22 protein-coding genes and 1 other RNA gene are annotated in these 23,436 nt (G+C 72.5%); 9 read left to right on the top strand and 14 right to left on the bottom strand.

Annotation, left to right across the window (positions count from 1 at the left end; genetic code table 11):
* Together ACZ7G3_RS33015 and ACZ7G3_RS33020 are read right to left on the bottom strand one after the other, a co-directional pair.
* Positions 1-848: polysaccharide deacetylase family protein (locus ACZ7G3_RS33015; protein ID WP_470930115.1), on the bottom strand; the 848-nt coding region annotated here is incomplete at its 3' end.
* A 35-nt stretch (positions 849-883) separates the two neighbouring features.
* Positions 884-1,885 (bottom strand): glycoside hydrolase family 11 protein, encoded by a 1,002-nt coding sequence (locus tag ACZ7G3_RS33020; RefSeq protein ID WP_470930117.1) that lies wholly within the window; start codon positions 1,883-1,885, stop codon positions 884-886.
* 325 nt (positions 1,886-2,210) lie between these two features.
* On the opposite strand from ACZ7G3_RS33020, the gene ACZ7G3_RS33025 reads away from it, so the two are divergent.
* Complete coding sequence (locus ACZ7G3_RS33025; RefSeq protein ID WP_470930119.1) at positions 2,211-3,260, top strand: LLM class flavin-dependent oxidoreductase; 1,050 nt, start codon at positions 2,211-2,213, stop codon at positions 3,258-3,260.
* Between the two features lie 176 nt (positions 3,261-3,436).
* Here ACZ7G3_RS33025 and ACZ7G3_RS33030 read toward each other — a convergent pair whose 3' ends face one another.
* The gene (locus tag ACZ7G3_RS33030) at positions 3,437-3,994 is read right to left on the bottom strand and encodes a maltokinase N-terminal cap-like domain-containing protein (RefSeq protein WP_426601123.1); all 558 of its coding nucleotides are present in this window, start codon (positions 3,992-3,994) and stop codon (positions 3,437-3,439) included.
* A 420-nt stretch (positions 3,995-4,414) separates the two neighbouring features.
* Between ACZ7G3_RS33030 and ACZ7G3_RS33035 the strand changes: the two genes are divergently transcribed.
* Complete coding sequence (locus ACZ7G3_RS33035) at positions 4,415-5,641, top strand: cytochrome P450 (RefSeq protein WP_470930121.1); 1,227 nt, start codon at positions 4,415-4,417, stop codon at positions 5,639-5,641.
* A 173-nt stretch (positions 5,642-5,814) separates the two neighbouring features.
* On the opposite strand, the gene ACZ7G3_RS33040 is transcribed toward ACZ7G3_RS33035, so the two are convergent.
* From ACZ7G3_RS33040 to ACZ7G3_RS33060, 5 genes are all read right to left on the bottom strand, one after another.
* Positions 5,815-7,077, bottom strand: a complete 1,263-nt coding sequence (locus ACZ7G3_RS33040; protein ID WP_470930123.1) for a cytochrome P450 — start codon at positions 7,075-7,077, stop codon at positions 5,815-5,817.
* Positions 7,074-7,691, bottom strand: a complete 618-nt coding sequence (locus ACZ7G3_RS33045; RefSeq protein ID WP_426601120.1) for a GTP-binding protein — start codon at positions 7,689-7,691, stop codon at positions 7,074-7,076. Before ACZ7G3_RS33045 ends, ACZ7G3_RS33040 begins: the two co-directional genes overlap by 4 nt.
* The gene (locus tag ACZ7G3_RS33050) at positions 7,672-8,028 is read right to left on the bottom strand and encodes a DUF742 domain-containing protein (RefSeq protein ID WP_426601119.1); all 357 of its coding nucleotides are present in this window, start codon (positions 8,026-8,028) and stop codon (positions 7,672-7,674) included. Before ACZ7G3_RS33050 ends, ACZ7G3_RS33045 begins: the two co-directional genes overlap by 20 nt.
* Positions 8,025-8,444: a roadblock/LC7 domain-containing protein gene (locus ACZ7G3_RS33055; RefSeq protein ID WP_470930222.1), complete on the bottom strand. Its 420-nt coding sequence runs from the start codon at positions 8,442-8,444 to the stop codon at positions 8,025-8,027. Before ACZ7G3_RS33055 ends, ACZ7G3_RS33050 begins: the two co-directional genes overlap by 4 nt.
* 141 nt (positions 8,445-8,585) lie before the next feature.
* Positions 8,586-10,424, bottom strand: coding sequence for a sensor histidine kinase (locus ACZ7G3_RS33060; RefSeq protein ID WP_470930125.1), 1,839 nt, complete (start codon positions 10,422-10,424; stop codon positions 8,586-8,588).
* A 569-nt stretch (positions 10,425-10,993) separates the two neighbouring features.
* On the opposite strand from ACZ7G3_RS33060, the gene ACZ7G3_RS33065 reads away from it, so the two are divergent.
* The gene (locus ACZ7G3_RS33065) at positions 10,994-11,848 is read left to right on the top strand and encodes a hypothetical protein (protein WP_470930127.1); all 855 of its coding nucleotides are present in this window, start codon (positions 10,994-10,996) and stop codon (positions 11,846-11,848) included.
* A gap of 90 nt (positions 11,849-11,938) precedes the next feature.
* Here the strand turns inward: ACZ7G3_RS33065 and rnpB are convergent.
* Positions 11,939-12,340, bottom strand: an RNA gene (gene rnpB / locus ACZ7G3_RS33070) — RNase P RNA component class A.
* Between the two features lie 241 nt (positions 12,341-12,581).
* Between rnpB and ACZ7G3_RS33075 the strand changes: the two genes are divergently transcribed.
* The 4 genes from ACZ7G3_RS33075 to eda all read left to right on the top strand — a co-directional run bounded on the left by ACZ7G3_RS33075 (position 12,582) and on the right by eda (position 15,506).
* The gene (locus ACZ7G3_RS33075) at positions 12,582-13,343 is read left to right on the top strand and encodes a MerR family transcriptional regulator (RefSeq protein WP_470930129.1); all 762 of its coding nucleotides are present in this window, start codon (positions 12,582-12,584) and stop codon (positions 13,341-13,343) included.
* Positions 13,340-13,936, top strand: a complete 597-nt coding sequence (locus ACZ7G3_RS33080; RefSeq protein ID WP_470930130.1) for a hypothetical protein — start codon at positions 13,340-13,342, stop codon at positions 13,934-13,936. The genes ACZ7G3_RS33075 and ACZ7G3_RS33080 overlap by 4 nt, the downstream gene beginning before the upstream one ends.
* A gap of 43 nt (positions 13,937-13,979) precedes the next feature.
* Positions 13,980-14,762 carry a peroxide stress protein YaaA gene (gene yaaA / locus ACZ7G3_RS33085; RefSeq protein WP_470930132.1) on the top strand — a complete coding sequence of 261 codons (783 nt, stop codon included), beginning with the start codon at positions 13,980-13,982 and terminating at the stop codon, positions 14,760-14,762.
* Positions 14,763-14,837: 75 nt separating this feature from the next.
* Positions 14,838-15,506 carry a bifunctional 4-hydroxy-2-oxoglutarate aldolase/2-dehydro-3-deoxy-phosphogluconate aldolase gene (gene eda, locus ACZ7G3_RS33090; RefSeq protein WP_470930134.1) on the top strand — a complete coding sequence of 223 codons (669 nt, stop codon included), beginning with the start codon at positions 14,838-14,840 and terminating at the stop codon, positions 15,504-15,506.
* Here the strand turns inward: eda and ACZ7G3_RS33095 are convergent.
* The 3 genes from ACZ7G3_RS33095 to ACZ7G3_RS33105 all read right to left on the bottom strand — a co-directional run bounded on the left by ACZ7G3_RS33095 (position 15,481) and on the right by ACZ7G3_RS33105 (position 18,755).
* Positions 15,481-16,788, bottom strand: coding sequence for a bifunctional RNase H/acid phosphatase (locus tag ACZ7G3_RS33095; RefSeq protein ID WP_470930224.1), 1,308 nt, complete (start codon positions 16,786-16,788; stop codon positions 15,481-15,483). The genes eda and ACZ7G3_RS33095 overlap by 26 nt on opposite strands.
* A gap of 360 nt (positions 16,789-17,148) precedes the next feature.
* Positions 17,149-17,892: a zinc ribbon domain-containing protein gene (locus tag ACZ7G3_RS33100; RefSeq protein ID WP_426601179.1), complete on the bottom strand. Its 744-nt coding sequence runs from the start codon at positions 17,890-17,892 to the stop codon at positions 17,149-17,151.
* Positions 17,889-18,755 carry a Nif3-like dinuclear metal center hexameric protein gene (locus ACZ7G3_RS33105; RefSeq protein WP_470930136.1) on the bottom strand — a complete coding sequence of 289 codons (867 nt, stop codon included), beginning with the start codon at positions 18,753-18,755 and terminating at the stop codon, positions 17,889-17,891. The genes ACZ7G3_RS33100 and ACZ7G3_RS33105 overlap by 4 nt, the downstream gene beginning before the upstream one ends.
* Before the next feature lie 244 nt (positions 18,756-18,999).
* Between ACZ7G3_RS33105 and ACZ7G3_RS33110 the strand changes: the two genes are divergently transcribed.
* Together ACZ7G3_RS33110 and ACZ7G3_RS33115 are read left to right on the top strand one after the other, a co-directional pair.
* Positions 19,000-20,238 (top strand): hypothetical protein, encoded by a 1,239-nt coding sequence (locus tag ACZ7G3_RS33110; protein ID WP_470930137.1) that lies wholly within the window; start codon positions 19,000-19,002, stop codon positions 20,236-20,238.
* Between the two features lie 97 nt (positions 20,239-20,335).
* Positions 20,336-20,509 carry a hypothetical protein gene (locus tag ACZ7G3_RS33115; protein ID WP_426601110.1) on the top strand — a complete coding sequence of 58 codons (174 nt, stop codon included), beginning with the start codon at positions 20,336-20,338 and terminating at the stop codon, positions 20,507-20,509.
* Positions 20,510-20,618: 109 nt separating this feature from the next.
* On the opposite strand, the gene ACZ7G3_RS33120 is transcribed toward ACZ7G3_RS33115, so the two are convergent.
* A complete protein-coding gene (locus ACZ7G3_RS33120; protein WP_470930139.1) occupies positions 20,619-21,494 on the bottom strand; it encodes a MaoC/PaaZ C-terminal domain-containing protein in 876 nt (291 codons plus the stop codon).
* Between the two features lie 252 nt (positions 21,495-21,746).
* Positions 21,747-23,189, bottom strand: coding sequence for an MFS transporter (locus tag ACZ7G3_RS33125; protein ID WP_470930141.1), 1,443 nt, complete (start codon positions 23,187-23,189; stop codon positions 21,747-21,749).
* Positions 23,190-23,436 lie beyond the last annotated feature (247 nt).

Genomic DNA, 23,436 nt, shown 5'->3' on the forward strand with positions numbered 1-23,436 from the left:
TTCCAGGTGGACATCACCTTCGCCGGGGACGGCACGTTCATCGTCACGGTCCAGTCACTCGCCCCGCTGACCGAGACGTTGAGGTTGTACCGGTCCCCCCACCGCTGCCCGGCCGACAGCGTGGCGGTGCAGCCACCGCCACCGCCCCCACCGCTGCCGCCGTCGGGGGCGACCGCGCGGCCGGTCTGCGGTGAGATCATGCCGGAGCACAGGCCCTTGCTCTCCAGGGTCCGCGCGATGCGCGGAATGGCCGCGAGCGTGTTGGCGGGCCAGTCGTGCATGAGCATGACCTGGCCGTTGCCCAGCCGGGAAGCGGCCTGCACGATCGCGTCGGTACTGGCGTTGTTCCAGTCCTGCGAGTCGACGTCCCAGATCACCTCGGTCAGCCCGTACCTTGCCTCGACCGCCCGCAGCGTCGCGTTGGTCTCGCCGTACGGCGGGCGGAACAGCTTCGGTGTGCCGCCGCCCGCGCTCGCGATGGCCTGCTGGGTCCGGGAGATCTCCGAGTCCATCTGGGACTGGCTCAGCCGGGTCATGTGCGGGTGGGTGTAGCTGTGGTTGGCGACCCACATGCCGGCGTCGACCTGGGCCCGGACCAGCGACGGGTTCTGGGCCGCGTACTGGCCCTGGTTGAACATGGTGGCCCGCAGCCCGTTCTGCCGGAGCGCGTCGAGCAGGGCCTGGGTGGTGCCGGAGGGGCCGTCGTCGAAGGTGAGTCCGACGTAGCCGTTGCAGGCGGCGGCCCGCGCGGGCGCGGCGTCGGCGGCGACGGTGCCCGCGGCGGCCAGCGTGGCGACGGCCACCCCGGTGACGAGGGAACGCAGTGACGGTCGTGGTCTGGTGCGCATACGAGTGGGTCCTCCTCTCCTCGTGTCAGGTGTGGTCAGCCCGCGCTGCAGGAGACCGAGGGCCAGGTCCAGTTGCCGTTGGCCTGGATGGTGGCACCCCAGTTGTTGCCGCTGCCGTTCGACTTGGCGGTCAGCGTCTGCGCACTGGGGTAACTCGCGTTGACGTTCCAGGTGGACATCACCTTCGCCGGGGACGGCACGTTCATCGTCACGGTCCAGTCACTCGCCCCGCTGACCGAGACGTTGAGGTTGTACCGGTCGTCCCACTTCTGCCCGGCCGACACCGTCGCGGTGCAGCCACCGCCACCGCCACCGCCGCCACCGCCACCGCCGGAGCCCGTGCCACCGACCGTGATGTTGGAGCTGCCGCTGCTCTGGTAGCCCTCGGTCGCCATGATCATGTAGTAGCTGAAGTTGCCCAGCGGCATTCCGGCCCGCGCCCACGCGTCGAAGTGGTTGCCGGTGGTGATGGTGCCACCGGTGCGCTTGGACTGCCGCACGCTCCAGTACTGGTCGAAGGTGCGGGTGCCTTCGACGGACGGGGCGTTGTACCGCGTCGTCTTGTAGATGTCGTAGGTGCCGCCGTCGCTGGTCACGGTGCCCTTGTACTCGCCCGTGGGCCGGTAGGTGCCCCAGTTGTCGACGATGTAGTACTCGACGAGCGGGTTCGACGTCCATCCGTAGAGCGTCAGGTACGCGTTGCCGGACGGGTTGAAGGTGCCCGAGTACTGCACCGTCCTGCGTCCGCCGTTGCTCCAGCCCTTGCCCGCGACGAAGTTGCCGGTGTTCCGCCACGAGGTGCTGTACTGGCCGCCGGACCCCATGTCCATGGAGACGGTGCCCTGGCTGTCGGTCCAGAACGAGTAGTAGTAGCCGTTGTTGGTGCCCTCCTGGTTGGTCGTGACGACCGTGCCGGCGTGGGCGGTGCCCGGCAGCATCAACGCGGCCAGCGCGGCCAGCGCGAAGGCCCAGGCACTTCTGACGAGCAGCGTGACGGGGCCGCTTCTGCGGCGCCCGGGTCGGACGAGCACGTTCATGGCGGGTGCTTCCTCTCGTGGGGGTGACAACGCCAGCAGTGTTGATCTGCACCCGTCAAGCGTCAATAGTTTCGGTAAATATTTCGAAAGCTTCGCTCGCCCTTCAGCGACGTTGATCCAACGTATTGCCAGCCCAGTCCACCACATGGCATCACAAGCCCACTGAAGAAAATCTCCTGCGACGAGCCGACCAGAAAGCACGAGACAACTCATCGAATGTTTCGAGAGCTTGGCCTCTGGACAGCGACGGACCGGACCTCACATCCTCGGGATGGCAGAGCACCAGACAGCCGCACACCGTTTCCCGCACCGGAAGGTGGCGCCCGTGAAGTTCAGTTACGCGATGCTCCCCGACTACCCACTGACCGACTCCCTGGCGTCCATCCAGCTCGCCGACGAACTCGGCTTCCACGCCTGCTACGCCGCCGACGAGACCTGGCACAAGGACCTGTGGCTCCTGTTCGCCGCGGCCGCCGGCCGCACCAGCCGCATCCGTCTCGGCCCCAGCGTCTCCCCGGTCACGCTGCGCGAACCGACCCTGATCGCCCAGGCCCTCGCCACGCTCGACGAACTCTCCGGCGGCCGCGCCGAAGGCGTCCTGTCCAGCGGCAACTTCGGCCTGCTCGCCCAGTACCGCATCGACTGGGCCCGTACCAGGCCCCTCTCCCGCGTCAAGGAAGCCCTGCACGTGATGCGCACGTTCCTCGACGAGGGCGCCATCACGCACGACGGGGAGTTCTTCTCGTACGACGGCCTGTTCACGTTCGCCCGTCCCGTGCAGGCCCGGCTGCCGCTGAAGCTCGGCGCGATGCGGGGGCCGAAGTCCTTCGAGGCGGCCGGGGAGTTGTCCGACGGCTGCCACCACGCCCTGAGCTACACCCGCGAGGCCTACGACTACGCCGTGCACCACATCCGGGCGGGCGCGGAGCGGGCCGGCAAGGACTGGCGGTCCCTGGACATCGGCGCCTGGGTGGTCTTCGCGACCGGCCCCGACTCGGCGGCGGCCAAGGAGGCGGCGCGCAGCATGGTCGGCATCTACGCCTCGTCGATGCCCGAGGAACAACTGCTCCGCAACGGCGTGGACCCGGCCGAGCTGAAACCGGTCGTCGACGCGATCGGCGCCGGCGACCTGGCCCGCGGTGTCGAACTGACCACCCCGGAGATCGCCGAGCGCCTCTCGGTCGCGGGCACGCCCGAGGAGTGCCTGGCGAAGATCGAGCGGGACATCGCGCCCAGCGGCGTGAACCACATGATCTGCGCGATCACCGACCACACCCTGGTGAAGGCTTTCACGGGCCGGGACCTGGCGGGGGCGGCGGACGTGGACACGCAGCTGCGGCTCATCGCCGAGCGGGTGATGCCGGCGTTCGCCTGAGGGTGCGGCGTGAGGGCGCGGACCGGACGGCTCACGTGCCGTGCACAACACTTCCTGTCGCTCCACGTGAGCAGAGGGACACCCGAGGCCAGTAGGGGCCGACACCCGGTGGCGCCACCGGTCCAGGACCCGCCAGGAAGCCGATCCCGCAGATCGATCACGCCTCGATACGCACCCTAGGCGGAGGCGACGACACCCTCGGCGCGCGTCCCGTCCGGGCGCTGCCAGGACACGACGACCGTCCCGGACACGTCGGCGGACACGGGATGAGGGAGCACCCGGTGGACCACGGGCACCGCGGTTCCGAGGTCGGCGACGCGCACCCGTACGGACGGGTCGGGGGTGTCGCTCTCGTTCTGCGCCTGCGCGACCGTCTCGCCGCGGAGCAGCGCGGTCAGGCGTGCGACCAGCACCGGGTCGTGAACTCCGTCGTAGATCCAGCGCGTCCCGAGGACGCCGTGCTCGGAAGTCCCGATCAGCGCCTCGTCCACGCCGTCGAGCGGAGCACCGCGGTAGGTCAGCGGCAGCAGGTAGGTGCCCGGCTCGTCCGACGAGGCATCAGTGACGATCATGAACTCGATGCCGACCTCCCCGTCCGGGTCGTCCAGACGGAAGCCGCCGGCCTTCGTGAGCTCCGCCTCCGGTCCGCCCCGGTACCAGGGCTGGGTCGGCAGCCACTCGGTGAGCAGCTCCAACTTGCCGGGTCTCATCGTGGTGTGGTGGATGACAGCCACTGCGACTCCTCGGATCAATGTCTGGGCCAGGATCCTTTCATGCTCCCGGGGGGCCGATCGGCGAAGGCGAACTGCTCAGAGCGGTATGCGGAAGCCAGGTCCGCCCCGTTCGGGCGAGGCCGGCCGTCCGTCCGGCTGGAGGACGCCGAAGAGGCAGCCGGCCACAGTCGGTGAGATCGCCGTCAGAACTGCAGAGAGCGTTGCCCGGCATGGCCCGAAGGGCGAGTCCACCGGCCGCTCCCGCCCGGCTCGCTGATCCCGGCCCTGCACACCCTCACGGACAAGCGGCTGATCGCCGTCGGCACGCTTGCCGTCGCGCCCTCCGCGGATCATCGCGGCCTCACCACCCTGTCGTACCTGAGCAATGATCAATAGCCTTGCCCGGTAAGCGATGTCACGATCCCCAGGGAGCCGAGTCCCATGTCCACCGCCCAGCAGGTGCCCGACATCCTCTCGCCCGAGTTCGCCGCCGACCCCTATCCCGCCTACCGGGTGATGCGGGACACCGCGCCCCTCATCTGGCACGAGGCGACGCGGAGTTACATCGTCTCGCGCTACGAAGACGTCGAACGCGTCTTCAAGGACAAGGCCGGCGAGTTCACCACCGACAACTACGCCTGGCAGATCGAACCCGTGCACGGCAAGACGATCCTCCAGCTCAGCGGGCGGGAGCACGCCGTGCGCCGGGCCCTCGTCGCCCCCGCCTTCCGCGGCAGCGACCTGGAGCGGAAGTTCCGGCCCGTCATCGAGCACAACTCCCGCGAGCTGATCGACGCCTTCCGGCACACCGGCTCCGCCGACCTCGTCACCGACTACGCCACCCGCTTCCCGGTCAACGTCATCGCCGACATGCTGGGCCTGGACAAGGCCGACCACACGCGCTTCCACCGCTGGTACACGGCCGTCATCGCCTTCCTCGGGAACCTCTCGGGCGACCCCGAGGTGACGGCGGCCGGCGAGCGGACCCGGGTGGAGTTCGCCGAGTACATGCTGCCGATCATCCGGGACCGCCGTGACAACCCGGGCGACGACCTGCTGTCCGCGCTGTGCGCCGCCGAGGTCGACGGGGTGCGGATGAGCGACGAGGACGTCAAGGCGTTCTGCAGCCTGCTGCTCGCCGCGGGCGGCGAGACCACCGACAAGGCCATCGCCGGCATCTTCGCGAACCTGCTGCTCCACCCCGACCAGCTCGCCGCCGTCCGCGCGGACCGCTCGCTGATCCCGCGCGCCTTCGCCGAGACGCTGCGGTTCACCCCACCCGTTCACATGATCATGCGGCAGTCGGCGACGGAGGTGACGCTGAGCGGCGGCACGGTACCCGCGGGCGCCACCGTCACCTGCCTGATAGGCGCCGCCAACCGCGACGAGAGCCGCTACCGCGATCCCGACCGCTTCGACATCTTCCGCGACGACCTCACCACCACGACCGCCTTCTCCGCCGCCGCCGACCATCTCGCGTTCGCGCTCGGCCGGCACTTCTGCGTCGGCGCGCTGCTCGCCAAGGCCGAGGTGGAGATCGGCGTCGACCAGCTCCTCGACGCCATGCCGGACGTGCGCCTCGCCGACGGCTTCGAGCCGGCCGAGCAGGGCGTGTTCACCCGTGGACCGCAGAGCCTCCCGGTGCGGTTCACCCCCGTGAGCGGCTGACCTCCGTACCGGCCGGTCCGCGCCTGCCGGTCCGACCGCGCCTGCCGGTCCGTCCGCGTCTGCCGGCAGGCGTCGAGATGTGGGCCCATGGCCGTGGGCCCGGGAACCCGCGACGACCCACGGCCATGTGACCGGGAACCCGCAGGCCCGCGGTCAGGGACCGGGAACCCGCCTTACTGCACCACCGGTGTGAACCGCACCGGAAGCGCCGACAGCCCACGCATCCAGATCGACGGCCGCCAGGTCAGTTCCTCCGGAGCCACCGACAACACCAGGTCCGGCAGCCGCTCCAGGAGCGTCTCGACCGCCGTCCGCGCCATCACGTCCGCCAGCAGCGGAGCCGGGTACGGGCAGCGGTGCTCGCCGTTGCTGAACGACAGGTGCGCGGCGTTCTCCGCGCCCACGTGCCCCTCCGGCCAGATCTGCGGGTCGGTGTTGGCCGCGGCCAGCCCCAGCACCAGGCAGTCGCCGGCCCGGATCTGCCGGCCGCCCAGCTGGACGTCCCGTACGGCCCACCGCCCGATGAAGTTCTGCGTCGGCGTGTCCAGCCACAGCACCTCGTTGAGCGCCTCCCCCACGCTGAGCCGGCCGCCCGACACGTTCACGGCGAACCGCTCGTCCGTCAGCAGCAGGCGCAGCGTGTTGCAGATCCAGTTCGCCGTCGGCTGCTGCGCCGCCGCGATCACGGAGATCAGGTCCTGGACGATCTCCTCGTCCGTCAGACCGGCCGGGTGCGTCAGCATGCGCGAGGTGATGTCCGGGCCGGGGGCGGCCCGCTTGTCCTCCACCAGCTGCCGCAGCCGCTCCGCCACGCGCCCGTACGCCGCCACCGGGTCGTCGCCCTCCCCCGCGTCCAGGGAGATCCGCAGGTCGTCGACGAGCCGGCGGGTGTCCTCGCCCGAGGTCGGCATCCCGCACAGCTGCACCACGGTGCGCATCGGCAGGGCGTGCGCGTACTCGGCCATCAGCTCCGCCTGGCCGCTGCCGGCGAACCGGGCGATGAGTTCGTCGGCGATGAGCAGGCAGTCGTGGGACAGCTCGAACTGGTCGACCTCCTCCAGCGCCTCGGTGATCACCCCGGCCCGCCGCCGGTGCTCCTCGCCCTCGGCGAACAGCACCGACGGCTGGTACCCGACGAAGGGCAGCAGCGGCCAGTCCGGCGGGATGTTCTCCCACTGGTGCCAGCGCCGCGAGTCCCGCGCGAACAGTTCGTCATGGCTGGTCACGTACGTGAGCTCGGAGTAGCCCAGCACCAGCCAGGCCGGGATGTCGCCGTCGAGCAGCACGGGTGCGACGGGGCCGTGGTCCCGGCGCAGCGCGCGGTAGAGCTGCGACGGCGTCTGCTGGTACTCGAGCCCCGTCAGGCGCACCGCGCCGGAGTGCGCGGGGCACCCCGCGGGCGCCGGGTGCGCGTAGGGGCCGCCAGGGTCGGTCACAGTGTCGCCTCCTCGGCGATGGCCATGTCGTGGAGGTGGTTCACGAGGGTGATCAGCACGTCCTTGCCGGAGTGCCGGACCCGTGCGTCGCAGTCGACCATCGGCACGTGGGCGGGCAGGGCGAGCGCCTGGCGGATCTCGTCCAGGGAGTACCGGTCGGCGTCCTCGTCGAACCGGTTCACGGCCACCACGAAGGGTGTGCGGTGGTGCTCCAGCCTGTCGATCGCGTACCAGGAGTCGTCCATCCGGCGCGTGTCCACGAGGACCACGGCGCCCAGTGTTCCCGAGAACAGCCTGTCCCACAGGAACCAGAAGCGCTCCTGGCCGGGCGCTCCGAACAAGTACAGCACCATGCGGTCGTTGAGACTGATCCGTCCGAAGTCGAACGCGACCGTCGTGGTGGTCTTCGCCGTCACCGCGCTGGTCTCGTCGACGCCCACGCCGGCCTGGGTCATCACCTCTTCGGTGTTCAGTGGCCGGATCTCGCTCACGGAGCGGACCAGCGTCGTCTTGCCGACGCCGAAACCGCCCACGACGACGATCTTCAGACCGGTCTCCGCGGTGTCGTTCAGCGGTGTGCGGTGGGAGGGCGGCTCAGAGGTTGCGGAGCCCATGGAGCACCTCTTGGAGTAGGGCGGAATCAGGCAGGGAGGCGACGGACTGCGCCGCGCGCGGATGGCGGGCGGTGATGCGGCCCGTGTCCAGCAGGTCGCCGAGCAGGATCCGCACCACCATGACCGGCAACCCGAGCTCCGCGGCGATCTCGACGACGGCGATGGGGTGCCGGCACAGCTCCAGGATCCGGGCGTGCTCCGACTGCATCCCCGACACCGGCCCGCTCTCGCTGACGATGAGGGTGACCAGGTCGAAGGACTCGTCGGCGCGGCTCCGCCCACCGGTGACGGTGTAGAGCCGGTCCGGATCACCCGTGTCGACGGGTTTGCGCATCACGACGTGCCGCTCCCCCTGGCGTGGTCCCGCGGCTCGGCCCGCAGGTGTTCACCGAGCTGCTCGACCAGCTCCGTCATCTGGTGGCCGATCACTCCGGGATCGGCGTCCTCCCTGGCGACGACGGCGAGGTGCGCCCCCTCGCCGGCCTCCACGATGAACAGCAGGCCGCCGTGGAACTCGGTCATCGACTGCCGCACGCCGCCGGTGCCGTCGCCGAACTCCACGGAGGCCCCTTGGGCGAGAGCCTGGATGCCGGAGCAGATCGCCGACAACTGGTCGGCCTGGTCGAGCGTCAGGTGCTCGCTCCAGCAGAGCTTCAGGCCGTCCCGGGACAGGACCAGGGCGTGACGTGCGCCGGGGGTCTGTTCCAGGAGATTGTGCAGGAGCCAGCTGAGGCTGTTGTCGGTGGTCTGCATGATGGGTGATGGGACGGTGGTGTCCGGCTGACCGGTCACCGGCCCGTTCCTCCTATCTCACGAGCTCGGGCGGGACGGGGCGCCGTCGCCCCGGACGCCGTACGGGAAGTGGGGACTGACGCCGCACGGGAAGGGGTGGGACTACGGAGCCGGGGGCGGCTGCGACCCGGCACCCGGTCCGGTGGTGCCGTCCGAGGACTGCTGCCGGGCACGGTGGAAGGCGCCGAACCGCGTACCCGCGTCGCGTGCCGGGCGCCGCGTCGACGGTGCGTCACCGGCCTGTCCGGACGCCGACTGACGCTGTTCGCGTTCGCGCTCCGCCTCGGCCATGGTGCGGCCGGGGGCCCGGACCGGCAGACCGTTCGGCGTGGTGCCGTCGGGCCGCCGGTGCCGTCCGTGGTCGGGCGGTTCGGGCCGTGCGGTGCGCTCGGTGACCGGGGGCAGGGCCGCGGCCGACGGACGGACGGTGGCGTCGGGCAGTTCGAGCCGTGCGGCGGAGTGCTCGGTGGCCGGGGGCAGCGCCGCGGCCGCGGGGCGGGCGATGCCGTCGGGCAGCGGAGCCGGGGCGGGCGCGAGCGCGGCGGGGGCGGACGACGCGTCGGGCCGGGGGGCCGTCTCGTGCGGGACCAGGTCGCGCTGCTGGGCGAGCAGATCCAGGGGCAGCAGGACGACGACGCCGGTGCCGCCGCGTGAGGACGGGCGGTAGTTGACGCTGATGCCGTACTTCGCCGCGAGCCGTCCCACCACGGCCAGGCCGAGCCGGGTGCCCTGCAGCGACGCGAGGTCGGTGACGCGGCCGCTCACGGCCTCCTCGGCGCGCCGCATCGCCGCGTCGGCCATCTTCAGGCCGCTGTCCTCGATGGTGACGACGATGCCGGCGCTGCGGTCCTCGACGTAGACGTGTACCTCGTCGATGGGCGGGGAGAAGTTCGCGGCGTTGTCCATCAGCTCGGCGAGCAGGTGCATCACGCCCTCGGCGGCGAAGCCGGAGACCGCGGCGCGGGTGGAGCAGTGCAGGCGCACCCGCTGGTAGGCGGCGATGCGGCCGACGGCACCGCGCAGGATGCTCTCCATCACGATCGGCTTGTTCCAGGCGCGGCTGGACCTGCCGCCCATGAGCAGCGCCAGCCGGTCGGTCATCAGGCCCAGCTGGGAGGTGCTGTGGTCCAGCTTCAGCAGGTCGCCGAAGACCTCTTCGCCGTGCCGCTCCTGCATCTCCCGCAGGTCGGCGAGCATCCGCACGGCCTTGGCCTGGACGCGGCTGAGTGCCTTGGCGGAGGCGGCCTGTGCCGCGGCGGCGCGCCGCTCGCTGTGGGCGAGTTCGCGGATGAACGATTCGGCCGGGGTACGCAACGCCGGCAGCTGGGGCAGGTCGGTTTCGGCGAGCACGGTGTCGGCGGACCGGCCGTCGCGCAGCCGGGCGACCGCGGCGGGCAGCGTCTCGCCCACGAAGCGCTCGTACTCGACCGCCGCCTGCTCCACTTCGTTCCGCATCCTGCGGTATTCGCCGTCCAGGGCGGTCGTCCGCCGCACGTCCTCCTCGACGGTGGCGGCGAAGGTGTGCGTGAGCCGCTGCAGTTGCGGGTCGGACGGCGGCGGCACGCTGCCCAGCACGTCGGCCGCGCTCGCGCCCTCCCGCAGCCGCTGGGCCACGGCGGGCAGCGTCGCACCGGCCAGGTGCGATATCTCGGCCGACAGCCGGGCCGCTTCCGCCTTGAGCCGGCTGTTCTCCGACTCCCGCTCGGCGGCTGTGCCGCGGGCCCGGTGGACGAGCCGGTGGTCGACGAGGACGGTGACGGCCACGCACACCCAACCGGCCACCACCACGGCCAGGGCCCACGTGGAGGCGTCGGACGGTGCCATGGCGACCGCCGCGCCGCCGGCGGCGGCGCTCGTCACCAGCACGGCCGACCGCGCGGCGAACGAGGTGCGCGGCGCCCCCACCGGTGGATGCTGGCTGGGCGAAGCAGGCACTGGCATGGAGCGGTCCCTCGGTCCGTGAGAGCAGGGGAATCAGGGCGGCGGCACAGCGCAGCCGCGGGCCGGGAAGGAGATCAGCCAACAGGAAGGCGATCTTCCGACCACGTACGGCTCATGCTAATCACCCTGGTGTGCGAGAGGGCCTCGCTTGTTGAATAGTCCGTCAGCAATTCGAGTTCGTCGTGAACTCATCGCTCGCGCTTCCCGCTGTGGTACCCGGGATGACGCCGGGCAGGCCCGGCCGGGGACGGAATGCGGGCAGGGACCGCACTGACGCGACGTCACGTCCCGTCGGCCGTATGAGGTACACCGGCTCCCTCGTCCGCACGAGCTGTCGAATTCCAGCCAACTATACGTACGGCGACCGCTGTTCACGCCTCGGCCCTCGTGATGACCGGACGGTCGGGGTGTGGGAATGCGGCTGATCGTGAAGTTTCCGTGACAGCGGACCGCCGGGAGCGGGGAGCGGGGAGCGGCAGACGAGTCGGGCTGTACGCCGGGTCCTGTTCCGCTCAGGGTCACGCGACCACTGACGATCAACTACTGGCGCAGGACACTAGGCTCCCGCCATGGCGGAACCCGTGGGTCCTCAACAGGTCGGTGCCGGCAGCGTGTTCGCCCCACTACCGAGACGGCCGTACACACGCGGGCGAAGGCGGCTCGTCATCAGCGCGGGAGCCGCTCTGGGCGCGGTCGCCACAGCGCTCTTCGCCGGTTCCGGACCCGAGCCCGGTGATCACGCACCGACGGTGGTGTGCACCGACACCGGCAACACCGGCCTGACCGCCGACGTGGACGCGGACGGGCGCCTGGACGAGATACACGACCCCCACCGCTCGGGAGAGGCCTCCGTCCTCTTCAGCCGGGCCGACGACCGCGTCGAGGTCGGTGTCGACGAGGCCCTCGGCGTGTGGCAGAAGGTCCGAGGCCTGCTGACGCCGGACCTGGAGACCCGGGGCACGTTCGGCGACTTCGACGGCGACGGCTATCTCGATCTGGCGTTGTTCCACAGCCAGGAGGACACCGGGGACAGTCCCCGCTCCAACCTGCTCGTGCACGAGGTGCGCTACGGACCGCTCGCCCGGGACCTGAGCGGCAGCCGGAGCGGCGCCGTCCGCGTCCAGGTCCCGTTCTTCGTCGCCGCGGTGCGTGCGACCGACGAGAACCAGGACGGGCGCGCCGAGCTGCACGTGTTCCAGTCTGCCGGAGACGGCGGCTACCAGCGGTACATCGGCCGCCAGAAGGACGGCGGCATAACCCTGAGCGGGACCGACACCGGCTACTACAGCCACGGCCAGTGGGACGAACTCCAGCCGGGGTGGAGCGACTTCGGTACCTGCGTGTACACCGACCCCGAGGGCACGCCGTCGGTCCGGACATCGTCTTCGAACGTCACGCCCGCATCAGGAGCGAGGCGAGGGTGACGGGCACGGAGCCCGGGCATGCCCGGCCTCTTCGGTGATCACGACGCACCCGCCCAGAGGCCCTTTCCGAGGCGAGGCCGCAGGTGGCGGCAGACGAGTCGGGCTGTACGCCGGGTTCTGTTCCGGCGGGTCCTCGCGGGCCCGCCGGCGACGGCCATCCATCTAGGACCGGCGTTGCCGCCGGCCTCGTGCGGTCTACCCGCGGACTCGGGCGGGCAGCCCTCGAACGTCCGCGCAGAGACACCGGGGTGTCTCCTTTTGACCTTGCTCCGGGTGGGGTTTACCTAGCTGCCCAGGTCGCCCTGGGCACTGGTGGTCTCTTACACCACCGTTTCACCCTTACCCGGCGCCGAAGCGCCGGGCGGTCTGCTTTCTGTGGCACTGTCCCGCGGGTCACCCCGGGTGGCCGTTAGCCATCACCCTGCCCTGTGGAGCCCGGACGTTCCTCGGGAAGTCCCGTGAGGGACTCCACGCGGCCGCCCGCCCGGCTCGTCTGCCGTACCGACCATGGTACCGGGCGTGCGCGCCGGCTCGGGCCCGCGGCCGCCGTCGCCGGGACCGAGCCCGTGAGGATCAGGGCGAAGGCGGCGATGACGCCGGGTGTCAGGGACTCGTCCAGGAAGGTGACGAAGGCGGTCGCCGTGCGGACGACGCCCAGGCCCGCGAGGGCGGCGCGCACCGCCGGACCCGCCACGCTTGACCCTGCCGCAACGTCAACGTCTTCACTGGAGTCATGCGAATCGGAGAACTCGCCGACACCGTCGGCGTCACCACGCGGACCGTGCGGCACTACCACCACCAGGGCCTGCTGCCCGAGCCGGAGCGGCTGGCCAACGGATATCGGACGTACACCCTGAGGCACGTCGTCGTGCTCGCCCGGATCCGCCGGCTGACCGAGCTGGGGCTCGGGCTGGCGGAGGTGCGGGACGTGCTCGCGGACGAGGCAGGGAAGGATCTGGCCGAGGTGCTCGAGGAGCTGGACGCGGATCTGGCGCAGCAGGAGGCGGCGATCCGGGACCGCCGGGCGCGGTTGCGGGCGCTGCTGGGGACGGGGGGCGCGCTGCCGCCCGAGGGGCCGGTCTCGGCGGAGCTGGCCGAGCTCTTCGCCGGTATGGGGGACGTTTCCGGTTCCCCCATGGCCGTACGGGACCGCGAGATGCTGGCGCTGCTGGAGAGCACCGTGGCGCCGGAGGACCGGGAGGGGCTGCTGGCCGCGCTGCGCGGTGCCCTGGGCTCGCCGGAGGCGATGGCGCGGGCCCACCACGCCTACGCGCTGCTCGACGAGCTGGCGGACGCCGGCGTCGACGACCCGCGCGTGGCGGAGGCGGCCCAGGTGCTCGCCGACTGCCTGCCCGCGGAGCTGCTGCCCGAGGAGGACGTCACGCTGGACTCCGGCCACGGCTTCCTGGGTGCCATGTACGCCGACTTCGCGCCCGGCCAGGCGGAGGCGATCCGGCAGGCCATGGAGATCGCGTCGAGGGGACGGCGGTCATGAGGGTCCCGTACGCCCTCCTCCGGCACGAGCTGCGGATGCTGGCCAGTCTGTGGCTGTGGGCGGCCCGGCGGACCGACGGGGCGTCGGCCGGCAGGTCCGTCTTCGGGTACGCCCGGGGGCAGGGCGCGATGACGCTCGGGCTGGCGTTCGTGTGCGTGATCGAGACGGTGATGATGTCCGTGCTGCTGCGCGACTGGCCCACCGTGCACCTCGTGGTGCTGGTCCTGGACGTGTACACCATCGTCTTCGTCGTCGGGCTGCACGCCGCGTCCGTGGTCCGCCCGCACGTCCTGGACCCGGACGCCGGCACGCTGCGCGTGCGCCAGGCCGTCCACGTCGACGTGCGGATACCGCTGGGGCGGATCGCCTCCGTGCGGCGCGAGCTGCGGACCACGCACGAGCGGACGGAGGGTGAGCTCGATCTCGCCGTGGGTGCGCAGACCTCCGTCACCGTCGAACTCGCCGAGCCCGTCCCCTACGTCACCTTCCTGGGCCGGCGGCGCGAGGTCCGGGTCGTGCGCTGCCACGCCGACGACGCCGGGGACCTCGTACGGGCCGTCGACCAGGCACGGGAGGGGTACGCCGTACCCTGACCAGGAGCCTTGGTGCCCAGGAGCTCGTAGTGAAGGAGTGCGTGTGCTTGTCCTGCTGCCCCCGTCGGAGGGGAAGGCCGCGTCCGGTCGTGGCGCCCCGCTGAAGCCGGAGTCGCTGTCCCTTCCGGGGCTGGCCCCGGCCCGGGAGACCGTCCTCGGCGAACTGGTCGAGCTGTGCGCCGGTGACGAGGAGAAGGCGCGCGAGGTGCTCGGACTGAGCGAGGGGCTGCGCGGCGAGGTCGCCAAGAACACGGAGCTGCGGACGGCGGGGGCGCGTCCGGCCGGGGAGATCTACACCGGCGTGCTGTACGACGCCCTGGACCTGGCCTCGCTGGACCCGGCCGCCAGGAAGCGGGCCGCCCGTTCGCTGCTGGTGTTCTCCGGGCTGTGGGGCGCGGTGCGGGTGACCGACCGGATTCCCTCCTACCGGTGCTCGATGGGCGTGAGGCTTCCCGGGCTCGGGGCGCTGGGCGCGTACTGGCGGGCGCCGATGGCCGAGGTGCTGCCCGAGGCGGCCGGGGACGGGCTGGTGCTGGACCTGCGCTCGTCGGCGTACGCGACGGCCTGGAAGCCGCAGGGGGAGGTCGCCAGGCGGACGGCGACCGTGCGGGTGCTGCACGCACCGACCCGGAAGGTGGTCAGCCACTTCAACAAGGCGACCAAGGGGCGGATCGTACGGAGTCTGCTGGCGTCCGCGAGCGCGCCCGAGGGGCCCGCGGAGCTGGTGGAGGCGCTGCGGGACCTGGGGTACGAGGTGGAGGCGCAGGCGCCGGCGAAGGCGGGGAAGCCGTGGTCGCTGGACGTGCTGGTGGCGGAGATCCACTGAGCCGGCCGTCGGACGTGCGTTGCGTATGCCGCAACGCTGATTGCGCAGAGTGCTTCCCGGCGGCACGATGAGGTCATGAGTTCACCGCTGCCCTCCTCCCCCCATGCCCCGGTGCCGTCGGTGCTGGATCTCGCGCCTGTCGTGCCCGTCGTGGTCGTCGACGACCTCGCCGACGCGGTCCCGCTCGCCCGGGCGCTCGTCGCGGGCGGGCTGCCCGCGATCGAGGTGACGCTGCGGACTCCCGTCGCGCTGGACGCGATCCGCGCGATCGCCGCCGAGGTGCCGGGCGCGGTGGTCGGGGCGGGCACGGTCATCACGCCGGAGCAGGTCGGGGAGGTCGTGGCGGCCGGGGCGCGGTTCCTGGTCAGCCCGGGGTGGACGGACGGACTGCTGGCGGCGATGCGGGCGTCCGGGGTGCCGTTCCTGCCGGGGGTGTCGACCACGTCGGAGGTGGTGGCGCTGCTGGAGCGCGGGGTGCGGGAGATGAAGTTCTTCCCGGCCGAGGCCGCGGGCGGCACCGCCTACCTCAAGGCGCTCGCCGCCCCGCTGCCGCAGGCCCGTTTCTGCCCGACGGGCGGCATCGGGCCGGCCTCCGCGCCGGATTACCTCGCGCTGCCCAACGTCGGCTGCGTCGGGGGCAGTTGGATGCTGCCCAAGGAAGCGGTGGCCGGCCGGGACTGGGGGCGCGTCGAGGCGCTGGCCCGTGCGGCGGCCTCGCTCAGCGCAGGTGGGACGTGTCGTTGAACAGGCGGACGCTCGCGCCGCCGTCCGCGTAGTACGCCACCGCCGAGAGCGAGGCCGCCGACAGTTCCATGCGGAACAGCGACTCGGGCGGGGCACCCAGGGCGAGCCGTACGAACGTCTTGATCGGCGTCACATGGGAGACCAGCAGCACCGTGCGGCCCGCGTACGCCGCGGCCAGCCGGTCGCGGGTGGCGGCGACCCGGGCGCCGGTCGCCGCGAAGCTCTCGCCGCCGCCGGTCGGTTCGGCGTCCGGGGAGGACAGCCAGGCGTCCATGTCGTCGGGATACCGCTCGCGCACCTCGCCGAAGGTGAGCCCCTCCCAGGCGCCGAAGTCGGTCTCCCGCAGACCCTCGTCGATCGTCACCGCGAGGCCGAGGCGGGCGGCGACGATCCCTGCGGTCTCGCGGGTGCGGGCCAGGGGCGAGGCGACGACCGCCTGGATCGTGCCGCGCCGGGCGAGGCTCGCGGCGACCCTCTCGGCCTGCTCCCGGCCGACGGAGGACAGGGACGGGTCGCTGCCGCCGCTTCCGGAGAACCGCTTCTGCGGGGTGAGCGGCGTCTCGCCGTGCCGGAGCAGGACGAAGGTGGCGGGGGCACCCATGTCGGGGGGTCCCCAGCCGGGTGAGGCCACGGTCTTCGCGGCCCGCACGTCGGCGTCGGCCGCGGTGGCGGAGGCAGCGGCAGCGGCAGCGGGGCGAAGGGCAGCGGTGGTCTCCGTGGTCTCCGTGTCCGTCCGGGCCGCCTGAGTGAGGCGTTCGCCCACGGCGGCGCCGTCGGCGGACTCGGCGGCTCCTCGCTCCGCGTCGGCCGCCACGGCCCGGGCGCCGCCCGCGTCCAGTTCCGCCGTCGACGTGGACGCGGACCACTGCTCGCCGCGGGCCCCCGCGTCCATCGCCTCGTTGGCCAGTCGGTCGGCGTGCTTGTTGCTCGCGCGGGGGATCCACTCGTACGTCACGCGCCCCGGCGGGAAGACGCGCGCCGCCTCGGCCGCCAGCGGCTTCATGCCGGGGTGCTTGATCTTCCAGCGGCCCGACATCTGCTCGACGACGAGCTTGGAGTCCATCCGGACGTGGACGGTCGCGTCCGGGTCCAGCTCCTTCGCCGCGCGCAGACCTGCCAGCAGACCCCGGTACTCGGCCACGTTGTTCGTGGCGACCCCGAGGTACTCGGCGGCCTCGGCCAGGGTCTGTCCCGTGGCCGCGTCCAGGACCACGGCTCCGTAGCCCGCGGGCCCCGGGTTGCCCCGCGACCCGCCGTCGGCCTCGACGACGAACTCCCGCACCGGGACCGCCGCCGGACCCGCCACGGGACATACCGCCGGGCCCGCCGCTGGATCTGTCGCCGGGACCGCCGCCGGATCTGCCACGGGACCCGCCGCCGGACCTGCCGCCGGATCTCCCGCTCGGTCCGTCGCCGGATCTCCCGCCCGGTCCGCCGCCGGACCTGCCGCCGGGTCTCCCGTCAGGCCCGCCGCCGAATCTGCCGCCCGGTCCGCCGCCGGATCTCCCGCCCGGTCCGCCGCCGGACCTGCCGCCGGATCTCCCGCCCGGTCCGCCGCCGGGATCGCCGCCGGATCTCCCGTCAGGCCCGCCGCCGAATCTGCCGCCCGGTCCGCCGCCGGATCTGCCACCGGACAGGCCCCTTACAGCCCGGAGTCGGCCGTGCGCACCAGGATGCGGCGGCAGTTCTCGCAGCGTACGACCGTGTCGGGCGCCGCCGAGCGGATCTCGCTCAGCTCGGTGATCGCCAGCTCCTGGCGGCACCCCTGGCAGCTGCGCTGGTACAGCTTGGCCGCGCCGACGCCGCCCTGCTGCTCGCGCAGCTTCTCGTAGACCTTCAGCAGGTCCGCGGGGACCGAGCCCGCGATGACCTCACGCTCCTTGGTCACCGAGGCCGCCTCGGCGTCCAGTTCCTCGACGGCGGCGTCCCGGCGCGCGGCGGCGTCGTCGGTCTTCCCCTGCACCGCGCCGACCCGCTCGGTCAGCTCGGCGACCCGCTCCTGCGCGGACTCACGGCGCTCCATCACCTCCAGGACGATGTCCTCGAGGTCGCCCTGCCGCTTGGCGAGGGACGCGATCTCGCGCTGGAGGTTCTCCAGGTCCTTCGGGGAGGTGACGGCGCCCGAGTCCAGGCGCTGCTGGTCGCGGGTGGCGCGCTGGCGCACCTGGTCCACGTCCTGCTCGGCCTTGGTCTGCTCGCGGGCGCAGTCGCTTTCCTCGGTCTGCGCGGCCACGAGCAGGTCGCGCAGCTGCGTGAGGTCCTTGGTCAGCGACTCGATCTCGGCGTGCTCGGGCAGGGACCTGCGCTTGTGCGCGAGCTGCTGGAGCCGCGTGTCGAGGCCCTGGACATCGAGGAGTCGGATCTGGTCGGCGGGCGCGGCTTTCAGTTGGGGGCTCCCATTGTGTCTGAGGTCGGGGCGGACGCCGTGTGGGCGGTCCAGGGGTCGGTGACCGTCTTGGAGACGTGGACCCGGAGGTCCCAGCCGTTGCGGTCGGAGATCTCGTCGAGCTGGGCGGCGGCCAGCTCGCACCAGGGCCACTCGGTGGCCCAGTGCGCCGCGTCGAGCAGCGCGAGGGGACTGTGGGCGCGGTCCGCGGTGAACTCGGACACCGGGTGGTGGCGCAGGTCCGCGGTGAGGAACGCGTCGACGCCGGCCGCGCGCACGTGGTCGAAGAGGCTGTCGCCGGAGCCGCCGCTGACGGCGACCGTGCGGACGGTCGCCTCCGGGTCGCCGGCGACGCGGATGCCCTGCGCGGTGGCGGGCAGCCGCTCGGCGGCGCGGGCGGCGAGCTCGCGGACGGTCAGCGGGTGCTCCACTTCGCACACCCGGCCCAGGCCCCGACGCCCTCGCGGGTCGGCCGGGTCCGGCACGAGGGGCCCCACGACGCGGAGGTCGAGCGCGCCGGCCAGCGCGTCGGAGACGCCCGGGTCGGCGGTGTCGGCGTTGGTGTGGGCGACGTGCAGGGCGATGTCGTTCTTGATGAGCGTGTGCACCACGCGGCCCTTGGAGGTGGAGGCGGCGACCGTCGTCGTCCCCCGCAGATACAGCGGGTGATGGGTGACGAGCAGGCCGGCGCCCAGCTTCACCGCCTCGTCGACGATTTCCTGGACCGGGTCGACGGCGAACAGGACCCGGGAGACCTCCTGGCCGGGGTCGCCCACGACGGTGCCGACCGCGTCCCAGGACTCGGCCCGCTCGGCGGGCCACAGGTTCTCCAGCGCGGCGATGACTTCTGACAGACGGGGCACGAATGCAAGGCTACCTGGAGGTTCTGCGCCGCTGTACCCGCAGCTGTACCGGCAGCTGTACCGGCGGCCTCCCGCGCGGCTGTACCGGCGGCCTCCCGCGCGGCTGTACCGCTCCGGCGCAGCACACACCCCGCCCTCCTCTCAGGCGAATCGTTCCTGTGCCACACGTATGTGTGATGGGGCCTGCCGCCGGTCCCCCACCCCCGCGTACGAAACTAGCTTCGTCGCTGGAGGTGACCGAACGATGACGGTCTGTGCAATCGAGCCTTCGGTGAATCCCGGGCACGGCGGCCCCCCGCGGGCGGCCTGCAGCATCACCGCGGAGGGCGCCTATGCCGCGCGCCTCACCCTGAGCGGAGACTCCTGGTACCCGGAGCGCTGGACCCTGGACGGCCCCGAACCGTACGCGGTGCCGCTGCCCGGCAACCAGCCGGAGGAGCCCGGCACCGAGGTGCAGCCGATGGGTGACGGGCGGGTCCTGGTCCACCGCGTCGCGGCCGGACGGCACGTCTTCTCGCTGCTGTACCCGACCGGCCCCGGCACCGGCGAGCTGCCGCTCGGTGCGGTCGAGTGCCCGTCGGACACCATCGAGCTGCGGCTGCTGCCGCCGGCCCCGGACGGCGAGCGGGCGTACGCCCTCGCCGCCGGCCCGCGGGTGTCGGTGCTGTGGCAGGTCGCCGGCGGCCTCTTCGGACCGGAGCGGGTCGCCGAGATCCCCGGCCGGTGCTCGGGCGGGGCCTGGCTGGACCGCACGGGCCGGATACTGGCCGTGGACCGGGAGTCCGGCGGGCGCACCAAGGCGGTCGTGGTGGACCTGGAGCGGGGCGGCGAGGTGTCCCCGCTGCTGCAGATCACCGCGGACAGCGACGACCGGATACTGCTGGCCGACCCGGACAGCGGGCTGGCGCTGATCCGCTCGGACGCGCCCTCGCCGGGGCAGGCGCGGCTCGGCTGGGGGGTGCTGGGCAGCACCCTGCCGGTGCGCTTCCCGGAGTGCCTGCGGCTGCCGGACTGTGTCGTCACGCCGTTCGCGATCCAGCCCGGCCAGGCGCTCACGCCGGAGCGCTGCGCGGTGGCGCTGCGCCTGGACGGGGCGTTCGGCAGCTGGGTCGGGGTGTGGCGTCCCACCGAACGGCGGGTGCGTCACCTTCCGGCCCCGGAAGGGTGGTTGACGGGCGCCGGGCTGTGGACCGCGGACGGGGAGCTGCGTCTGCCGTGCGCCACACCGCAGTCGCCGTGCGGTGTGGCGCGGCTGACCGCACGCGACGCGGGCGGCGGGCGGGCAGGGGGCCCGGAGGGTGCGGAGTTAACGCGGGGCGCGGAAGGCAGGCGGGAGGCGGAGGGTACGCGGGATGCGGAGAACACGGAGGATATGGCTCCGGATAATCCGGAGCCAACGGGCGAATCAGGCACTCCGGCGTCCGCCTCGACGCGTCCCGTACCCCTGCAACAGGCCCCGCTGGGACGGCTTGTAACGAAGTAGTGCCGGTTGGCGTGGTCGCCTGGATTCGGGCCGGTGGGTGCCGGTTACACTCGCCCGGCTGTAGGAAAGATCATGTTGACGGGGTGAATTCCTTCCGATGAACGACGCCAGCACGACCCAGCCGATGCAGGCCGACGGTGCCGACGTTCGCGAGACCGACACCGGCCACGGCCGGCACCGAGGACCGGTCTCCAGTCAGGACGGCGCGGCGATTCCGCGGGGCCGCCACCGCAAGCCGGCCGAAGAGGCCGACACGGCGGCGGCGGCCTGACGGCACGTCAGGAAACGCGACACATAAGTACAGAAACAGAAGTACGGAAGCAGCGAGCAGCAAGCGGCTCCGGCCCCGTCCGTCACTCCGACGGACGGGGCCGTTGTCGTCATCCGTACCGGACGACGGTGTCGGCGAGGACCGGCGCGCCGCCCCGTTCCACGGCGCCCACCGCCACCCGCACCGTGCCGCCGCCCGCCGCCCCCGCGGACCGCCACATGCGCACCCGCAGTGTCTCCCCGGGATACACGACCCCGACGAACCGCGTGCGGTACTCGCGCACCCGGGTCACGTCACCGTCCAGCAGCGTGTCGACGACCGACTTGAGCGTGCTCCCGTAGGTGCACAGCCCGTGCAGCACGGGCCGGCCGAAGCCGGCGCGCGCGGCGAACTCCGGGTCGGCGTGCAGGGGGTTCCAGTCGCCGGAGAGCCGGTAGAGCAGGGCCTGGTCCTCGCGTACGGGGCGCTCGACCACGTGGTCCGGTGCCGCGGCGGGTGGCGGCGCCGGGCGTCCGGACGGTCCCCGTTCACCGCCCCAGCCGCCTTCTCCGCGTACGAAGACCTCGGCCTCGTCGGTCCACAGCGGTCCGTCCGCGTCGGTGACCTCGGTGCGCAGGACGAGGACGGCCGCCGTGCCCTTGTCGTAGGCGGCGACGACACGGGAGGCGGCGCTCGCCCGGCCCCGCACCGGAACGGGCCGGTGCGGGCGCAGGTACTGCCCGCCGTGCAGGACGCGGGCGAGGTCGACGTCGACACCGGGCACGGACAGCGCGCGGATCACTCCGGGCGGGCCGCCGCCCGCGACGGTGGCGAAGCTCGGCAGGACGTGCAGCCGGGACTCCAGGGTGTAGCGCAGCTCGCCCGGGTCGGTGGCGGGCAGGCCGGCGCCGATGCCGAGGTGGTAGAGCTGGACGTCCTTGTGGTCCCAGGCGATCTCACGGACGCGGGGCGCGGCGGCGAGCGCCTGGGCTGCGTCGACGGGCATGGCTCTCCTGTCACCCCGGTACCGGTCGTCCGGGCATCCGTTGCCCGGGCACCTGCCGTTCCGGCACCCGTCGTCCGGGCACCCACCGGGCCGGCCCCCGTCGCCCGGGCACCCACCAGGCCGGCACCCGTCGTCCCAGCACCGCCTGCGGACAGCCACGACCGTACGGGACGTCGGCCACCCATGACAGCTGTCCTTCCGAAGTCCGGACAGCCCGGTCACCGAGCCCCGCCGCCGAGCCCCGAGCCCCGGCTACCCGCGCGCCCCGCGCTTCGTCCGCTCCCCCGGCGGCAGCCACACCCGCATCAGCACCGCCCCGGCGGCCAGCACCACCGCCGCCGTGCGGAACACCAGCGCGTACCCGTCCGTCAGTTCCTCGGGTCCGGCGTCCTCTCCCCCGGCCCGGGCCGCCGCGATCGTCGACATCACGGCGAGTCCCAGCGAACCGCCCATCGTCCGGGAGGTGTTGACCAGCCCGGAGACCAGTCCTGCGTCCCCGGCCGCCGGCCCGGAGATGGCCAGCGACGCCAGCGGGGTCGCCGCCAGACCCGCGCCCAGCATCATCAGCACCCCGGGAATCATGATCGCGGTCAGGTACCCGCCGTCCGCGGTCATCGTCGACTGCCAGCCGAAGCCGACCGCCGCGACGAGCGTGCCCAGCACGGCCACGTTCCGCGCCCCGATCACCGGCATGAACCGCGGTGCCGCCTTCGAGCCGAGGACCACCGCCAGCGAGCTGGGCACCAGGGCGAGCCCCGCTTCCAGCGGGGAGTAGCCCAGTACGTTCTGCGCGTACAGGGTCATGAAGAACCACATCGAGAACATCGACGAGCCGGACACCAGCATCGCCACGTTCGCCGACGCCACCGACCGCAGCCGCAGCAGCCCCAGCGGCATCAGTGGCGCCGCCGTCCGCGCCTCGACGAGGAGGAACAGCGCCAGCAGCGCGAGCCCGGCGAGCAGCGGCACCAGGGCGGCGGCCGCGGCCCACCCCTCGGACTCGGTCTGCGAGATGCCGTAGGCCAGGGTGGCCAGCCCGGCGGTGACCAGCAGCGCGCCCGGCAGGTCGAGGCGCCGCCGCTCCCCCGCCCGGCTCTCGGACAGCCAGTACACGGCTCCGGCCAGCACCACCGCGCCCACCGGCACGTTGATCAGCAGCACCCAGCGCCACGACAGCCCGTCCACCAGGACGCCGCCCACCAGACCGCCCGCCGCACCGCCTCCCGCGCCCACGGCGGTCCAGGTCGCGATCGCCCGGGCCCGCGCGGCTCCCTCGGGCACCGCCGCGGTCAGGATCGTGAGCGTCGAGGGGGCGAGTACCGCCGCGCCCAGGCCCTGCACGGCCCGTGCGGCCAGCAACTGCCAGCCCTCCTGGGCGAGTCCGCCGCCCAGCGAGGCCAGCGTGAACAGTCCGAGCCCGACCAGGAACATGCGCTTGCGCCCGTACAGGTCCCCGGCCCGCCCGCCCAGCAGCATGAAGCCGGCGAAGGCGATGGCGTAGGCGTTGACGACCCACTGCAGACCCTGCGCGCTCAGGCCGAGGTCGGTCCGCATCGACGGCAGGGCGACGTTGACGACGGACACGTCGAGCACGACCAGGAACTGTCCGGCGCACGCGAGCGCCACGACCAGCCAGGTGGGTGGTGTGCGGCGCGGTGATATTCGGGCGGTGTTCGTACCGGTGGCTTCGAGCATGGGCGTCATGGTCTCAACCCCGGAGCGCCCCTTGCATCGGGATTTGGGCCCCAGACCGTCCTAGGTCCTTGGCCCTCGGTCCTCGGGCCCCGGGCCCCGGGCCCCGGACGCGGGGCTTGGACTCGGACATGGCCCGGACGTGGACACTCCCCAAAGAGAAGGTCAAGAATTCGTTAGGGACTCGAAGTAACGGAATAGTTGCCCCGGCGCACGAGGTTCAGCCTGCACACATTCGCCGATCCCCCGG

The sequence above is a fragment of the Streptomyces sp. NPDC037271 genome, from assembly GCF_055603605.1.

Bases quoted from the DNA above. Each gene is read 5' to 3' on its own strand.
- ACZ7G3_RS33020 (WP_470930117.1), bottom strand. From the start codon at position 1,885: ATGAACGTGCTCGTCCGACCCGGGCGCCGCAGAAGCGGCCCCGTCACG.
- ACZ7G3_RS33035 (WP_470930121.1), top strand. From the start codon at position 4,415: ATGTCCACCGCCCAGCAGGTGCCCGACATCCTCTCGCCCGAGTTCGCC.
- ACZ7G3_RS33045 (WP_426601120.1), bottom strand. From the start codon at position 7,691: ATGGGCTCCGCAACCTCTGAGCCGCCCTCCCACCGCACACCGCTGAAC.
- ACZ7G3_RS33055 (WP_470930222.1), bottom strand. From the start codon at position 8,444: ATGCAGACCACCGACAACAGCCTCAGCTGGCTCCTGCACAATCTCCTG.
- ACZ7G3_RS33060 (WP_470930125.1), bottom strand. From the start codon at position 10,424: ATGCCAGTGCCTGCTTCGCCCAGCCAGCATCCACCGGTGGGGGCGCCG.
- ACZ7G3_RS33065 (WP_470930127.1), top strand. From the start codon at position 10,994: ATGGCGGAACCCGTGGGTCCTCAACAGGTCGGTGCCGGCAGCGTGTTC.
- ACZ7G3_RS33075 (WP_470930129.1), top strand. From the start codon at position 12,582: ATGCGAATCGGAGAACTCGCCGACACCGTCGGCGTCACCACGCGGACC.
- ACZ7G3_RS33080 (WP_470930130.1), top strand. From the start codon at position 13,340: ATGAGGGTCCCGTACGCCCTCCTCCGGCACGAGCTGCGGATGCTGGCC.
- eda (WP_470930134.1), top strand. From the start codon at position 14,838: ATGAGTTCACCGCTGCCCTCCTCCCCCCATGCCCCGGTGCCGTCGGTG.
- ACZ7G3_RS33110 (WP_470930137.1), top strand. From the start codon at position 19,000: ATGACGGTCTGTGCAATCGAGCCTTCGGTGAATCCCGGGCACGGCGGC.
- ACZ7G3_RS33115 (WP_426601110.1), top strand. From the start codon at position 20,336: ATGAACGACGCCAGCACGACCCAGCCGATGCAGGCCGACGGTGCCGAC.
- ACZ7G3_RS33120 (WP_470930139.1), bottom strand. From the start codon at position 21,494: ATGCCCGTCGACGCAGCCCAGGCGCTCGCCGCCGCGCCCCGCGTCCGT.
- ACZ7G3_RS33125 (WP_470930141.1), bottom strand. From the start codon at position 23,189: ATGCTCGAAGCCACCGGTACGAACACCGCCCGAATATCACCGCGCCGC.